At 68.7% G+C, this 14,053-nt stretch carries 13 protein-coding genes; 7 read left to right on the top strand and 6 right to left on the bottom strand.

Annotated elements, in window-relative coordinates; translation table 11 throughout:
* Positions 1–4 precede the first annotated feature (4 nt).
* The gene (locus tag C995_RS0109780) at positions 5–370 is read right to left on the bottom strand and encodes a PilZ domain-containing protein (RefSeq protein WP_018864765.1); all 366 of its coding nucleotides are present in this window, start codon (positions 368–370) and stop codon (positions 5–7) included.
* A gap of 62 nt (positions 371–432) precedes the next feature.
* Here C995_RS0109780 and C995_RS0109775 point away from each other — a divergent pair, with 62 nt between their 5' ends.
* Complete coding sequence (locus C995_RS0109775) at positions 433–969, top strand: RDD family protein (protein WP_018864764.1); 537 nt, start codon at positions 433–435, stop codon at positions 967–969.
* Positions 970–1,012: 43 nt separating this feature from the next.
* Here the strand turns inward: C995_RS0109775 and C995_RS0109770 are convergent, their stop codons facing one another.
* From C995_RS0109770 to lptF, 3 genes are read right to left on the bottom strand one after another with little or no spacing between them, the layout of a single operon-like run.
* Positions 1,013–1,669 carry a GDSL-type esterase/lipase family protein gene (locus C995_RS0109770; protein WP_018864763.1) on the bottom strand — a complete coding sequence of 219 codons (657 nt, stop codon included), beginning with the start codon at positions 1,667–1,669 and terminating at the stop codon, positions 1,013–1,015.
* Positions 1,666–2,739: an LPS export ABC transporter permease LptG gene (gene lptG, locus C995_RS0109765; RefSeq protein ID WP_018864762.1), complete on the bottom strand. Its 1,074-nt coding sequence runs from the start codon at positions 2,737–2,739 to the stop codon at positions 1,666–1,668. The genes C995_RS0109770 and lptG overlap by 4 nt, the downstream gene beginning before the upstream one ends.
* The gene (lptF, locus tag C995_RS0109760; RefSeq protein WP_018864761.1) at positions 2,736–3,851 is read right to left on the bottom strand and encodes an LPS export ABC transporter permease LptF; all 1,116 of its coding nucleotides are present in this window, start codon (positions 3,849–3,851) and stop codon (positions 2,736–2,738) included. The genes lptG and lptF overlap by 4 nt, the downstream gene beginning before the upstream one ends.
* 89 nt (positions 3,852–3,940) lie before the next feature.
* Here lptF and C995_RS0109755 point away from each other — a divergent pair, with 89 nt between their 5' ends.
* A complete protein-coding gene (locus C995_RS0109755; protein ID WP_018864760.1) occupies positions 3,941–5,419 on the top strand; it encodes a leucyl aminopeptidase in 1,479 nt (492 codons plus the stop codon).
* 16 nt (positions 5,420–5,435) lie between these two features.
* Entirely contained in the window at positions 5,436–5,855 is a 420-nt protein-coding gene (locus tag C995_RS0109750; protein WP_018864759.1) for a DNA polymerase III subunit chi, read from the top strand.
* A 30-nt stretch (positions 5,856–5,885) separates the two neighbouring features.
* Here the strand turns inward: C995_RS0109750 and C995_RS0109745 are convergent, their stop codons facing one another.
* Positions 5,886–6,485 carry a DUF938 domain-containing protein gene (locus C995_RS0109745; RefSeq protein ID WP_019624768.1) on the bottom strand — a complete coding sequence of 200 codons (600 nt, stop codon included), beginning with the start codon at positions 6,483–6,485 and terminating at the stop codon, positions 5,886–5,888.
* A gap of 90 nt (positions 6,486–6,575) precedes the next feature.
* Here C995_RS0109745 and C995_RS0109740 point away from each other — a divergent pair, with 90 nt between their 5' ends.
* The gene (locus C995_RS0109740; RefSeq protein ID WP_018864757.1) at positions 6,576–7,442 is read left to right on the top strand and encodes a bifunctional nuclease domain-containing protein; all 867 of its coding nucleotides are present in this window, start codon (positions 6,576–6,578) and stop codon (positions 7,440–7,442) included.
* Positions 7,443–7,465: 23 nt separating this feature from the next.
* Here the strand turns inward: C995_RS0109740 and pgi are convergent, their stop codons facing one another.
* Complete coding sequence (gene pgi, locus C995_RS0109735) at positions 7,466–9,124, bottom strand: glucose-6-phosphate isomerase (protein WP_018864756.1); 1,659 nt, start codon at positions 9,122–9,124, stop codon at positions 7,466–7,468.
* 157 nt (positions 9,125–9,281) lie between these two features.
* Here pgi and glgA point away from each other — a divergent pair, with 157 nt between their 5' ends.
* From glgA to C995_RS0109720, 3 genes are all read left to right on the top strand, one after another.
* Complete coding sequence (glgA, locus tag C995_RS0109730; protein WP_018864755.1) at positions 9,282–10,757, top strand: glycogen synthase GlgA; 1,476 nt, start codon at positions 9,282–9,284, stop codon at positions 10,755–10,757.
* 87 nt (positions 10,758–10,844) lie between these two features.
* Positions 10,845–13,685 carry a phosphoenolpyruvate carboxylase gene (gene ppc, locus C995_RS0109725; RefSeq protein WP_018864754.1) on the top strand — a complete coding sequence of 947 codons (2,841 nt, stop codon included), beginning with the start codon at positions 10,845–10,847 and terminating at the stop codon, positions 13,683–13,685.
* A gap of 68 nt (positions 13,686–13,753) precedes the next feature.
* Positions 13,754–14,035: a PP0621 family protein gene (locus C995_RS0109720; protein ID WP_018864753.1), complete on the top strand. Its 282-nt coding sequence runs from the start codon at positions 13,754–13,756 to the stop codon at positions 14,033–14,035.
* Positions 14,036–14,053: the final 18 nt, after the last annotated feature.

The following is a 14,053-nucleotide window of genomic DNA, read 5'->3' as shown; positions in this document are numbered from 1 at the left end:
GGACCTACTCGCGGGTCGGGATGGACTCGGCCATGGCGGCAAACTCGCGCTCCAGCAGGGCCTCGTCGCCCAGATTGAGCTCGACCAGCCGGCGCAGGTGCGTCGCCGATTCCAGCGGCATCGCCTCGATCTCGAGCCCCAGCCACAGGCCCTCCTGCCAGCGCGCGCGGCCCTCGAACGCGATGCGCGCCTCGTCGGACAATGGGATGTCCAGCGTAACCTCCGCACCCGACTCCAGTACGGGGATCTGCGACCCCTCGACCAGGACACCGCGCAGCGAGATATCCTCGACGCGCACGGGACACTCCCCGTTCGCATGGATCAGGGTGGCCGGAAACTCCAGGGGGATACGTTGAAACCGTCGCTCCATACAGGAAGACTACGCGCTCCTTGCCCATTTCACCAACTCGTGCCCCGAACCCGACCCTGCCCATGAGCCAAGACCCCAAGAATATCGAAGGCCTGCCCGCCGGCCTGCTGCGCCGCTTCGGCGCAATCATCTACGACGCCCTGTTGCTGGTCGCGATCTGGATGGTGCTGGGCATGATCGTGGTGGCACTGGGCAACCTGACCGGCTGGTACTCCACCCGTGTGCATTTCATCGCCAACCTGTTCGTGGGCTGGGCGTTCTTTTTCTGGTTCTGGACACGCACCGGGCAGACGCTGGGCATGCAGACCTGGAACATCCAGCTGCGCACCGAGCATGGTCAGCCGGTCACCGCCTGGCAGGCCACGCTGCGCTATCTGGTGGCAGCCGCCCAGTGGCTAGTGATACTGATGGCGATCTGGGCGGTACGCCAGCACGGCGCCGTGGCGACCGTGGCGGTCACCGCCGCGGCGATCTTCGCGCTGGGGCTGTCGCAGTTCCATCCGCGGCGCTGGATGCTGCACGACTGGCTGTCCGGTACCGAGCTGGTGCGCATCCCGGGCCTCGCCAAGCCACGCTGGAAAAAGGACAAGACGGACTGAACCGTGGCCGCCGGCGGCCACGGAGCCCGCAGGGTCCTTTCCATCAGGGGGCAAGCCACAGGCCAAGATCCTCCAGCCCGTCGGCGATTTGTTCCGCCATTTGCTGATAGCCCGCCGCATTGGGGTGGATGCGGTCCGCGCGCAAGTCGCCGTTCGAGAGCACCCCCGACAGCACCCCGCCGATCAGCGGGACATCTTCCTCGCGCGCCAGCTCCCCATAGATGCCGTCGTCGCGCAGGCGTCCCGTCGCCGCCGCAAAGGCCGAGGCCGAGGGCACGCCGATCAGCAGCGGCTGGGCACCATGGTTGCGCACCTCGTGGATCAGGGCCCGCAGGTCCTCCTTGACCGCCGACGCGGCCCGCTGGCGCAGGAAGTCATTGCCGCCAAGGCCGATGATCACCAGATCGGGCTCGTGCTCGCGCAGGCTCGGGCCCAGCCGGTCGCGCGCGCTGTCCGCCCGGTCGCCCGGTACCCCGTCGTTCACCACCTGCCAGCCGGTGATCTCGGCCAGCCGCGCCGGAAAATCCTCGCCGCGCGAGGCGCCGGTCCCGTGGGTCACGCTGTCCCCGAACGCCAGCACGGTGGCCGCGCGCGGCAGCGGATCCAGGTCACCGGGTCCGCTGCCGCCACAGCCGGCGAGCAGGGCCAGCAGCCCGGCCATCCCGCCTGCGAGAAACAGCCGCCGCGACCAGGCCATCATGCCCGTGCCGCCGTACGCCGCAGGGCGAGAAGGGCAATCACCAGGAACAGCAGCACCGGCAGACTGGCAGCCAGCAGCGGTGGCAGGTTGTACACCAGCCCGAGGTGGGTGATGGCCCGCATCACGATCACGAACGAAACCCCGATCGCGATCCCGATGAACAGGCGCTGGCCAGCACCGCCCTCGCGCTGCGAGCCGAACAGGAACGGGATCGCCAGCAGCAGCATCACGAAGGTGCTGGCCGGAAGGGTGAAGCGCTGCCAGAACGCGACCTCGTACGGGGCCGCGTCCAGCCGGTTCTCGCGCAAATAGTCGATATAGCGGGACAGATCGAGCGCGGCCATCTGGCTCGGCTCGACCACCAGTACATCGAAATACTCGGGCGCGATCAGCCGATCGATCGTCTCCTCCGCCCGGTGCTCGGTGACCACGCGCTCATGCGACAGGCGCGAACGCTCCACGTCCTCCAGACGCCAGTCGCCGTCGCCGTACTGCGCCCGCGCCGCGCGGGTAATCTGGCTCGGCTCGCGATCACCGGTGAACTCGATGATGCGCACACCCATCAGCTGATTCCCGGCCAGCACCGATTCGGCATGGATCATCCGCTGACCATCACGCGCCCAAAGCCCCATGGAGCCCACACTGATCTCCTCGTCGAAGGCCGAGGCCTTCAGTGCCTGGGCATGCGTCTCGGAGGCCGGGGCAAAGAACTCGCCGATAACGAGCATTACCATCACCACAACCAACCCGGCCTGCAGCACCCAGGCGATGAACCGGCCCAGGGTCATGCCCGCGGCCCGCATCGCCGTCAGTTCGCTGTTCGCGGCCAGGTTGCCGAGCCACAAGAGCCCGCCGACCAGTGCGGCCGGGGGCAGCATTTCGTACATCCGCCGCGGCAGAGTCAGGGCCACGTAGAGCATCGCCTCGGCCACCCCATAGTCGCCGGTGCCGGTGTCGCGCAGCTCGTCGATCATCGCGAACACCGCATCCAGCGCAACCAGCAGCACGACGGCCAGCGAGGTGCCGATCAGCACCTGGCGGATCACATAGCGCCCCAGCACCGTGGTCATGAGGTCCCTCCGGCATCCCGCAGCCGGGGCGTGGCCGGTCGCAGTCGCAGCAGGCCCTTGTGCCAGGCCAGGCCCACCCACAACAGCAGCATCAGGCCGTGGGTCCACCACAGCCCCAAGGCCAGCGGTGTGCGGCCGTCGGCCAGCTGCCCCTGCCCGAGGATCAGGAAGTTCGCGTACAGCACGTACACGCCGATCGCGGCGGGGATGCGCGCATAGCGCCCCGTGCGGGGCGGCACCTGTGCCAGCGGCAGCGCGAGCAATGCCAGCACCAGGATCGACAGCGGCATCGCCAGACGCCATTCCAGCTCGGCGCGGGCTTCGGGGTCGTCGCGCTGCGCCCACAACGCGGCGGTCGGCAACGCATCCAGGCTGGCGCGCCGCGTGGTTGGATCCGGCTCGGTGATCTGGGTGCGCAGACGCTCGAACTCCAGCATGCGGAAGCTCGCGGTACCGGGCTCGCCTACATACCGGTAGCCGTTCTCCAGCAGCAGGAAGCCGCTGCCCTCGGCGTCGGGATCGGGCACCGCGCGCTCGGCCACGGTGATCTGCGACTCGCCATCCACCTCGCGATAGATGAAGACCTCCAGCAAGGCCTCGCGGTCCTCGCTCATGCGCTCGGCAAAGAAGACCTGATCGCCCACCCGCGAACGCAGGAACCGGCCCGGGGCAATCCCCACCAGGTCGGAGCGCTGCTCGGCCAGGTCGCGCAGCTGGTCGATCTGCGCCTCGGTGCGGGGCACGACCATGGTCATCAGCACCAGCAACAGGATCGCGGCCGGGGCCGCCACCCAGAACAGCGCACGGTAGAGGGCCGCGAACGACATCCCGCTGGCCTGCAGCGCGGTCATCTCGCTGTCGCGCTGCATGCGCCCGAACACCAGCATGAACGCCAGAAACAATGCGACCGGCCAGAGAAAGACGATACCCTTGAACGCCCCGAACGCGACCATCCCGGGGAGGAAATCGACCGGCAGGCTGCCCTCGGCGACGTCGCGCAGTACCCGCGCCAGCACACCGCCGATAATGACCAGCAGCAGGACCACGCTCACCGCGGCCTGGGTCAGCCACAGCTCGCGGGCGATGAAGCGCTCGGCGCGACGCAGGATCATGCGCCCGTCACCCCGCGTCGGACGCGACGCGTGGTCGGGCGCCGCTCGGCGCTGGTAACATGCTCGGACTCATTTTCGGGAGGCATTTGATGCAATTCTCCGTCACCACCTCGACCCTCGACAAACCCCGCGCCGGCATCCGCGCCGCCGGGATCGCCCACAAGCGCAAGCCGGCCGCGGGCGCCAGCGCCCTGAATGCCGTGCGCGACGGCGAGATCGCGGCCCTGCTGAAGGCCGGCGAGATGGATGGCGAGGCCGGCAGCCGCTTGTTGCTGCCCGGCAGTGGCAGCAAGGGTAGCGCACTCCTGATTGGCCTGGGTGCGAAGAAGGACTTCGACGCCCGCGCCGCGCGCAAGGCGGCGCAGGCCCTGGCCGCCGCGCTGGTCGAGCGCCCGGCCACCAGCGCCGCGATCGCGGTCGCGGACTTCCAGCCGCGCGGCAAGGACATCGCCTGGGTGGTGCACACCCTGGTCGCGGCGATCGCGGAGGCCGCCTACCGCTTCACCCCGTTCAAGGGCAAGGAGAAGACGACTCCGGTGAAGCTGGACAAGATCCAGCTGTGCGTGGAGCGCAAGGACGCCGAGGCCGCGAAAAAGGCCTGCACCGAGGCCGCGGCGATCGCCACCGGCGTGAACCGCGCGAAGGACCTGGGCAACACCCCGCCGAATGTCTGCTACCCGGAGAGCCTGGCCGACACCGCCCGCGAGATGGCGAAGCAGTACAAGCAGCTGAAGGCCACGGTGCTGGACGAGAAGGACCTGGAGAAACTCGGCGCCGGGGCCATCCTGGCGGTGGGCAAGGGTTCCGAGCGCCCACCGCGCCTGATCGCGATGGAGTACTCCGGCGGCAAGAAGGGCGACGCCCCGGTGGTGCTGGTCGGCAAGGGCATCACCTTCGACACCGGCGGCATCTCGCTGAAGCCTGGTGCCGAGATGGACGAGATGAAGTACGACATGTGCGGCGCCGCCAGCGTGTTCGGGGTGATCGAGGCCTGCTGCGAGCTGGGGCTGCCGGTCAACGTGGTCGGCGTGGTCACCAGTGCCGAGAACATGCCCGACGGCCGCGCAACGCGCCCCGGCGACATCGTCACCACGCTGTCCGGGCAGACCGTCGAGATCCTGAACACCGACGCCGAGGGCCGCCTGGTACTGGCCGATGCGCTGACCTGGGTGGAGCGCTACAAGCCGAAGGCGGTCATCGACATCGCCACGCTGACCGGGGCCTGCATCATCGCCCTGGGCCACCAGGGGGCGGCGATCCTGGGCAACAACGAGCGCCTGGCGAAGGGCCTGCTGGCCGCCGGCGAGGAGACCGGCGATCGCGGCTGGCAGCTCCCGCTGTGGCCGGAGTACCAGGAACAGCTGAAGAGCAATTTCGCCGACATGGCCAATATCGGCGGGCGTCCGGCCGGCACCATCACCGCCGCCTGCTTCCTGTCGCGCTATACCGAGGACTACACCTGGGCGCATGTCGACATCGCCGGTGTGGCCTGGAAGAGCGGCAAGGAGAAGGGCGCGACTGGCCGCCCGGTACCGATGCTGATGCGCTACCTGCTCGACCAGGCCTGATCCGGGTCGGGCGCGGATGACCCACGTCAGCTTCTACCTGCTGCAGGACCCGGCCCCGGAGGCGCGCCTGCGCTTCACCTGCCGCCTGGCGAAAAAGGCCAGCGGCCAGGGGCATCGCGTGCACATCCACACCGGCTCGCCAGAGCTGACGCGCACGCTGGACGAGTGGCTGTGGACCTTCGAGGACACCGCCTTCCTGCCGCACAGCACCGATGTGCGCGATGCGGACGTCCCGGTCTCCCTGCACGAGGCCCATGCCCCGTCGGATCGCTGCGACGTGCTGATCAACCTGGCGCCGGAGGTGCCGGAGTACTGCGGGCGCTTCGAGCGCGTCGCGGATATCGTCGGCGGCGAGGAGTCGGAACGCGAGGCGGGCCGCGCCCGCTATCGCTACTTCAAGGAACGCGGCTACCCGCTGAAGCACCACAACATCTGACACGCACCACGCCAGGGAAACACGGACCCTTCAGGCCTTGTGCCAGATCAGCACCTGGTTGTTGACCGGCATCTCCACCACCTCGGCCCGACCGAGTCCATGCTGCCCGGCCAGCGCGTCCAGATCGGCGCGGTCGCGCACGCCCATGCCCGGGTCCTGCTGGCGCAGCATCGCGTCGAAACGGGCATTGGACGCCGCCGTGTGCACGCCGTCATGCGCGAACGGACCGTACAGGGCGAAGACCCCGCCCGGCGCCAGCACCCGCCCCACGCCGGCAAAAAAGGCCTCGACCGCCGGCCAGTGCATGATGTGCACGGTATTCGCGCTGTAGACGTAGTCGAACGGCCCCTCGGGCCAGGGGTCGGCCAGCACGTCCAGCGCCACTGGCGCCCGCAGATTCGGCAGCGCCGCGTCCGCGCGCCAGGCCTCCACCCCCGGAAGATTCTCCGCGACATCGCTTGGGAGCCAGTCGAGGTGTGGCAGGGCACCGGCGAAATACACCGCGTGCTGCCCCGTTCCTGCCCCGACCTCCAGTACGCGCCCGGGTGCCGCAAAACGCGCGCGCAGCACGGACAGGATGGGGTCGCGGTTCTCCTCCGCGGCCGGGGCATGGGGCTTGTGGCGGGACATCATCTCTCCTGCATCGGATTTCGGGTCATTCTGGACGCACCCGGGACGGACTGCCATGATCGAGGGACATCCTGACCACAGGCCCGCCCGATGTCGCATCCCCGCTGGTTTGCCTGGCCCCGGCTCCTGCTGCTTTCGCTGGCGCTCGCCCTGGTGCTCGCCGTCAGTGACGCCCTCGCCCGCGAAGTCGATCCGGAGGCGCTGGAACGCGTGCTGCCAGTGGAACTGGCGACCGTCGGCATGGACGCCCAGACCGGCGCCCCGATCGCCCTGCTGCGTGACCCCGACTCCGGCGACGTGGTACCGATCGTGATCGGCCCCGAGCAGGCGCAGTCCATCCTGCTGGCGATGCACGAGGTCCAGCTGTCGCGCCCGCAGACGCACGACCTGATGATCGACCTGCTGGAAGAGCTGGATGCGACCCTGGAACGCGTGATCGTTGACGGCCTGGTCGACGGTACCTACCTCGGCTGGCTGGAACTGCGTGTGGAGGGCGAGGACGAGCCGCGCTACGTCGACACCCGCCCCAGTGACGGCCTGGCCCTGGCCGTGCGCACCGGGGCCACGATTGCGGTGTCGCCCGACGTCCTCGAGGCCGACGTGCCGTTCGAATACAGCCCGCCCGGTGACGACGAGGTGGTGACCGCGCTCGGTATCACCGTGATCGCGGTGCGCGACGACCTGCGCGAGGCACTGGAACTGCCGGATGAACCCGGCGTGCTGGTCAGCCGCGCCCAGGGCGCGGCCGCAGCCGCCGGCCTGGCGCAGGGCGCGCTGATCCTGGAGGTGAACGGGCAAACACCCGAGACCCCGATCGAGTTCCTGGATGCGGTCTCCGAGACCCCGGATGGCGAAGAGGCGGAGATCCGCTTCTGGCTGGACGGCGAGGAACAGACCATCACCCTGCCCACCGACGTCCCGCAGATCGAGGAGGCGGACGACGCCCTGGCCGTATAGGTACCGCCGCCGGAGAGGGGCGGTCAGTCGGCAGCCGGCAGCCGCGGGCGCAGCCAGTCCAGCGTCGCGGCGGTGGCCGCGTCCGGCTGCCCACCCTCGCCGCGCAGGGCCTGCAGGGCCTCGCCGGCCAGCTGCTTGCCAAGCTCCACGCCCCACTGGTCGAAGGCATTGATGCCCCAGAGCGTCGCGAGCACATAGATCTTGTGCTCGTACAGCGCGATCAGTGCCCCGAACGTGGCCGGGTCGAGCTGCTCCAGCAGGATCACGGTGCTCGGCCGGTTGCCCGGGAAGGTGCGGTGCGGGGCCAGGGCATCGATCTGCTCGGGGGCGACCCCGGCCGCGGCCATCTCCGCGCGCACCGCGTCCTCGTCCTTGCCCAGCGCCAGGGCCTGCGCCTGCGCCACCAGGTTCGCCAGCAGCAGCGGGTGCTGGGCCGGCAGATCGTGCTCCGGCCGGGCCACGCCGATGAATTCCGCCGGGATCACCCGCGTGCCCTGATGCAGCAGCTGGAAGAACGCGTGCTGGCCATCGGTGCCGACCGCCCCCCAGACGATACTGCCGGTCTCCTCCTCCACCGGCCGGCCGTCCAGCCGCACCCGCTTGCCGAGACTCTCCATCTCCGCCTGCTGCAGATAGGCGGGCAGCAGGGCCAGGCGCTCGTCATAGGGCAGGACCGCGCGGGCGCAGGCCCCCAGCAGGTTCTGGTTCCAGTAGTCGACCAGGGCCATGCGCACGGCGGCATTGCCGGCCAGGGTCGCGCCGCGCACGTGCTCGTCCATCGCATGCGCCCCGCCGAGGAAGGCGCGAAAGCCGTCCATGCCCAGCAGCAGCGCTACCGGCAGACCGATCACCGACCACACCGAATAGCGGCCGCCAACCCAGTCCCAAAAGCCAAACATGTTGGCCGGGTCGATCCCGAACTCCACCACCCGCTCGCGCGCGGTGGACACCGCGACGAAGTGGCGCGCGACCGCCTCCTCGGGAAAACGGCCGAGCAGCCAGTCGCGCGCGGCGCGGGCATTGGTCAGGGTCTCCTGCGTGCCGAAGGTCTTGGAGGCGACGATGAACAGGGTCGTCTCGGGGTCGGCCTCGCGCAGCTCGGCGGACAGCGCGGCACCATCCACGTTGGAGACAAAGCGCACGGTCAGGGGACCGCCCTCGGCGGTCGGCCGGGCATGCGCGGCCAGTGCACGGCAGACCATGCGTGGCCCCAGGTCGGAGCCGCCGATGCCGATATTGATCACGCGCCGGATCGGCCGGGCGGTGTAGCCCGTATGTTCGCCCGCGTGGACCCGGCGCACGAAGGTCTCCATGCGCTCGAGTTCGGCGTGCACCGGCCGGGCCAGATCCTCGCCTTCGACCTCGCAGCGAGCCCCGGGCGGCAGGCGCAGCGCCGAATGCAGGGCCGCGCGCCCTTCGGTGGTATTCACACGCCCGCCCGCGAACAGGCGTTCCAGCGCCCCGGCCACACCGCAATGCTCCGCATGCGCCGTCAGGGCCTGCCAGGCCGGGCCGTCCAGCCGCTGGCGCGTCCAGTCCAGACGCAGCCCCGCGATCGCCTGCACATCCCGCTGCACCCGGCCCGGGTCCTGTTCCAGCAGGCTTCGCAGGGGGTGCTCGTTCAGTCGCTCCGCATGTCCAGCCAGATCATCGTGCCGTACCGATCGGTTCCCTGACGCCATCCGTGTGCTCCTCGCGATAGTGTTCCCAGATTGCAGTGCTCGATCCGGCGGTTCAATGCCCCCGCCCTGCGGGCCACCCCGTTCCATATTGCTGCGGGCGCCTGCGTTACACTCTTGGAAACGCAACCGGGGCTTCCGGTTCCACCAGGGAAATATCATGCGCATCCTTTTCGCCAGCAGCGAGGCCTACGGCCTGACCAAGACCGGGGGCCTCGCCGACGTCAGCGCCAGCCTGCCCGTCGCCCTGCGCCGGCGTCGGCAGGACGTGCGGCTGGTCGTGCCCGGCTATCCAGAGGCCTGCAGCCAGCTGGCCCACGCGCAACCCCTGCCCGGCCCCCCAGATGCGCCCTGGCAGCTGATTGAGGGCCATCTGCCCGGTACCAAACTGCCTGTCTACCTGGTCGACTGGCCGGAGTATTTCCAGCGGGCCGGCAACCCCTACAGCGCCAGCAATGGCATGGACTGGCCGGACAACGCCCAGCGTTTCGCCGGGTTCGCCCGGGCGATTACCGCCATTGCCCGCGACGAGGCCGGGCTCGACTGGGCACCGGAACTGTTGCACCTGAATGACTGGCAGACCGGCCTGGTCCCCGTATTCCTGGACCCCGAACGCAGCGGCGCCCCGCGCCCGCGAACGATCTTCACGATCCACAACCTCGCCTATCAGGGCCTGTTCCCGGCGCAGGCGATGGACGATCTGGGACTGCCGTCCGATTTATGGACCCCGGACGCCCTGGAGTTTCACGACCAGTTGTCGTTCATGAAGGCCGGGCTGGTGTTCGCCGATGCCATCACCACCGTCTCGCCCACCTACGCCGGCGAGATCCAGGAACCGGAGTCGGGCATGGGGCTGGACGGCGTGCTGCGCGCCCGCGCCGAGGATCTCTACGGCATCCTGAACGGCGTGGACTACCGCGCCTGGGATCCCTCCCGCGATCGGCACATCGCCCGGACCTACTCGGCGGAGGACCTGTCAGGCAAGGCCGAGAACAAGGCCGCTCTGCAAAAACGCATGGGACTGGACGTGGACCCCGACGTACCGATCCTCGGGCATGTCGGGCGCATGGTCGAGCAAAAGGGCGTGGACCTGATCCATGCGGCCTGCACCCCGTTGCTGGAGGCCGGACGCGTGCAGCTCGCGCTGGTCGGTTCCGGACAGAAGGACCTGGAGCACGCGACCGGCGCCCTGGCCCGGACCTACACCGGCCGCGTCGGGGTACATATCGGCTACGACGAGCCCCTGGCGCACCAGATCGAGGCCGGTTCCGACCTGTTTCTGATGCCCTCGCGCTTCGAACCCTGCGGCCTGAACCAGATGTACAGCCTGCGCTACGGCACCCCCCCGGTGGTGCATGCCACGGGCGGGCTGGCGGATACCGTCGTGGACGCCACCCCCGAACACCTGGCTGACGGTACGGCCACCGGCTTCAGCTTCACGCCCGACACGGTCAGCGCGTTCACCCGGGCCCTGGAACGCGCGCTCGAGCTCTACCACCAGCGCGCCGACGGGCGCTGGGAACAGATCCTGCGCACCGGCATGGGCCAGGAGTTCGACTGGGCCACCAGCGCCGAACGCTACCTCGCCCTGTACCGCCAGCTGGCTCCCCGCAAGCGACAGGCTACGAACGGCTGATCTGCGCTATAATCGTTATCTTTTCGCGCATGCAATGAGACCCACTAAGGCCGGCCCAGCGCCGGCCTTGTGCTTGCAGAAGGGCCTATGACTCAGAGCGACCAAGACGACCGATTCCTGCCCAAGGACAAGGAACTGCGCGCCCGCGTGCGCCTGTTCGGCGAACTGCTGGGTAACGTGATCCGCAAGCTGGAAGGCCAGACCGTGTTCGACGCGGTGGAAAAACTCCGCCGTGGTTTTGTGAGCCTGCGCAAGGAAGAAGACCCTGAGCTGCGCCAGCGCCTGATGGCGGACATCACGCACTTCGATGCGGCCCTGACCGAGCGCGTAATCCGAGCGTTCAGCATCTACTTCAGCCTGGTCAACATCGCCGAGGAGGACCTGTTCTACCGCTGGCGGCGCGCCCAGGTCTCCAGCGGCGAACCGCTGTGGACCGGCTCGTTCGACCAGACGCTGCGCGAACTGCACGACGAGGGCGTGACCGCCGCCGAGCTGGAGCAGCTTCTCTCGGAACTCCACTACCAGCCGGTGTTCACCGCGCACCCCACCGAGGCCCGTCGCCGGACCACGATGGAGAACCAGCGCCGGGTGTTCGAGACAGCCGACCGCCTCAACCAGCCGGGGCTGGGCGAGGACGAACGCCGGCTCATCATCGAGGAGCTGGAGACCCAGATCCAGTTGTTGTGGCGCACCAACGAAGTGCGCGTGAAAAAGCCGCAGGTGCAGGACGAGATCAAGTACGGGCTGTTCTATTTCGAGGAGAGCCTGTTCGAGGCGATACCGCAGTCCTACCGCTTCCTGGAGAAGGCGATCCGGCGCATCTACGGCGTGCACCCCGACGGCAGCCTGCCGGTGCGCATCCCGGCCTTTCTGCACTTCGGTTCCTGGATCGGCAGTGACCGCGACGGCAACCCGAACGTCACCCCGGAAGTCACCGAACTGGCCTGCCGCCTGGCGATGGAGCAGGTCCTGCGTGAATACATCAAGCGGGTGAACCACCTGCGCAATGTCCTGACCCACTCGGCCTACATGTGCCAGCCGTCACAGGCATTCCTCGACAGCCTGGACGCCGACAGCAACATCGCCAACGCCGTCTTCCATGGCGCCTCCGACCGCTTCGAGAGCGAACCCTACCGGCGCAAGCTGTACATCATGCGCTATCGCCTGCGCGAGACGCTGGGGACGGTCTGCCGCCGCATCCAGGGCGAGGCGGCCGTACTGCCGACCAACAGCGCCTACGCCAACGCCGATGCCTTCCTGCAGGACCTGAACCTGATCCGCGACTCGCTGATCAGCCATGGCGACCGCAACATCGCCTCCGGCGCGCTGACCGACCTGATCCGCCTGGTCGAGACCTGCGGCTTCCACCTGCACCACCTGGATGTGCGCCAGGAGTCCACGGTCCACAGCGAGGCCGTCACCCAGTTGCTGCAGCAACTGGCCCCGGAAGACGACTACAACGCGCTGGACGAGACTGGCCGCCAGAAGGTGCTGAGCGACCTGATTGCAGCCCCGTCGCTGCCCGAGCTGAACCGCGAGGCTCTCGGCGAGAGCGCGCTGGAGACCCTGCGCGTGTTCGAGGTCATCCAGGCGATGCGTCGCGAGATCGGCCCGAATGGCATCGGCACCTACGTGATCTCGATGACCCACGCCGCCTCGCATGTACTGGAGGTCCTGCTGCTGGGCCGCCTGGCGGGTCTGGCCGGCGAGGACGAGAACGGCGAGCCGTTCTGTCACCTGCGCATCTCGCCGCTGTTCGAGACCATCGAAGACCTCCTGCATGTCGAGGACGTGCTGGAAGGCCTGCTGTCCAACCCCGTGTATGCCCGCCTGCTGGCCGCCTCCGGCAACATCCAGGACGTGATGCTCGGCTACTCCGACTCGTGCAAGGACGGCGGCATCCTCGCCTCCTCCTGGAACCTCTACGAGGCCCAGAAGAAGATCGTCGGTATCACCGACCGCTTCGGCGTGCGCTGCCAGCTGTTCCACGGGCGTGGCGGCACCGTCGGGCGCGGCGGCGGCCCGACCCACGAATCCATTCTCGCCCAGCCCCCGGCCACCGTGCAGGGCCGGATCAAGTTCACCGAGCAGGGCGAGGTGCTGTCGTACAAGTACTCCAACGTGGAGACGGCGGTCTACGAACTGGGGATGGGCGCGACGGGATTGATGCTCGCCTCGCGCAGCCTGATCCGCCCGGCGCGCCAGGACCGCGATGACTACCGCGCGACCATGGACGAGCTGGCCCGCGCCGGCGAGGACGCCTACCGCGACCTGATCGACCGCACCCCGGGGATCCTCGACTACTTCTACGAGATCACGCCGGTACAGGAGATCGGCTTCCTGAATATCGGCTCGCGCCCCTCGCACCGGCGCAAGACGGATCGCTCCAAGAGCTCGATCCGCGCAATACCCTGGGTGTTCGGCTGGGCGCAGTCACGCCATACCCTGCCTGCCTGGTACGGGATCGGTTCGGCCCTGCAACAGTGGCGCGGCGACAACCCGGAACGTCTGGAACAGCTGCAGCGGATGTACCAGGAATGGCCGTTCTTCCGCTCCCTGCTGTCGAACTGCCAGATGGCGCTGACCAAGGCCGACATGCGCACCGCGGCCGAGTACGCGCGCCTTTGCAGCGACCCGGAACTGGCCGAGCGGCTGTACTCGCGCGTGCGCGAGGAACACACGCGCACGGTCAACGAGGTCCTGCGCGTGGCCCGGCTGGACAACCTGATGAACGAGACACCGCTCCTGGCGCGCTCGCTGCAACGGCGCAACCCGTATCTGGACCCGCTCAACAGCATCCAGATCCACCTGCTGCGCGAGTCCCGCCAGTTCGACGCCCAGGCCGACGACGGCGCGGACAACCCCTGGCTGTCGCCCCTGCTGCGCTCGATCAACGCCATCGCCGCCGGGATGCGCAACACCGGCTGAACGGCGCTACCCACTGCCCCTGCCGACCCGTGGGGGCGGCGCGCACATCCATGCGTTAGAATCGCAGCATGCGCCTACTGCTGCTCATTGTTGCCATCGTCGCCATCTTTCTGGCGGTCCGCACCTTGGTGCGCTCCACCGGCGCACGCAAGAAGCCCGTCTCGCGCGACGCCCGCCCCGAGCGCCTGAAGGAAGGCGGTGCGGTGATCCGCTGTGCCTTCTGTGGCGTACACGTCCCGGAGGCCGAGGCCTACCGCGATGGCGATCGCCTGTACTGCTCCCCGCAACACGCCCAGGTCGACCGCAACCGGCAGAACACCGGGTCCGGCTCCGACTCGGGCCCCGACTGACTGACCGGGAGGTCGGCA

Origin of the sequence: Thioalkalivibrio sp. ARh3, assembly GCF_000377265.1 — a bacterium.
Lineage (GTDB): Bacteria > Pseudomonadota > Gammaproteobacteria > Ectothiorhodospirales > Ectothiorhodospiraceae > Thioalkalivibrio > Thioalkalivibrio thiocyanoxidans.
The sequence above is the reverse complement of the archived record's forward strand: the minus strand, read 5'-3'. Positions and strand labels throughout refer to the sequence as shown.

Excerpts from the sequence above, each read along its gene's own strand:
- lptF (WP_018864761.1), bottom strand. The coding sequence starts at position 3,851 with ATGATCCTGCGTCGCGCCGAGCGCTTCATCGCCCGCGAGCTGTGGCTG.
- C995_RS0109745 (WP_019624768.1), bottom strand. The coding sequence starts at position 6,485 with ATGTCCCGCCACAAGCCCCATGCCCCGGCCGCGGAGGAGAACCGCGAC.
- C995_RS0109740 (WP_018864757.1), top strand. The coding sequence starts at position 6,576 with ATGTCGCATCCCCGCTGGTTTGCCTGGCCCCGGCTCCTGCTGCTTTCG.
- C995_RS0109720 (WP_018864753.1), top strand. The coding sequence starts at position 13,754 with ATGCGCCTACTGCTGCTCATTGTTGCCATCGTCGCCATCTTTCTGGCG.
- C995_RS0109750 (WP_018864759.1), top strand. The coding sequence starts at position 5,436 with ATGACCCACGTCAGCTTCTACCTGCTGCAGGACCCGGCCCCGGAGGCG.
- C995_RS0109755 (WP_018864760.1), top strand. The coding sequence starts at position 3,941 with ATGCAATTCTCCGTCACCACCTCGACCCTCGACAAACCCCGCGCCGGC.
- C995_RS0109770 (WP_018864763.1), bottom strand. The coding sequence starts at position 1,669 with ATGATGGCCTGGTCGCGGCGGCTGTTTCTCGCAGGCGGGATGGCCGGG.
- ppc (WP_018864754.1), top strand. The coding sequence starts at position 10,845 with ATGACTCAGAGCGACCAAGACGACCGATTCCTGCCCAAGGACAAGGAA.
- glgA (WP_018864755.1), top strand. The coding sequence starts at position 9,282 with ATGCGCATCCTTTTCGCCAGCAGCGAGGCCTACGGCCTGACCAAGACC.
- C995_RS0109775 (WP_018864764.1), top strand. The coding sequence starts at position 433 with ATGAGCCAAGACCCCAAGAATATCGAAGGCCTGCCCGCCGGCCTGCTG.
- pgi (WP_018864756.1), bottom strand. The coding sequence starts at position 9,124 with ATGGCGTCAGGGAACCGATCGGTACGGCACGATGATCTGGCTGGACAT.
- lptG (WP_018864762.1), bottom strand. The coding sequence starts at position 2,739 with ATGACCACGGTGCTGGGGCGCTATGTGATCCGCCAGGTGCTGATCGGC.
- C995_RS0109780 (WP_018864765.1), bottom strand. The coding sequence starts at position 370 with ATGGAGCGACGGTTTCAACGTATCCCCCTGGAGTTTCCGGCCACCCTG.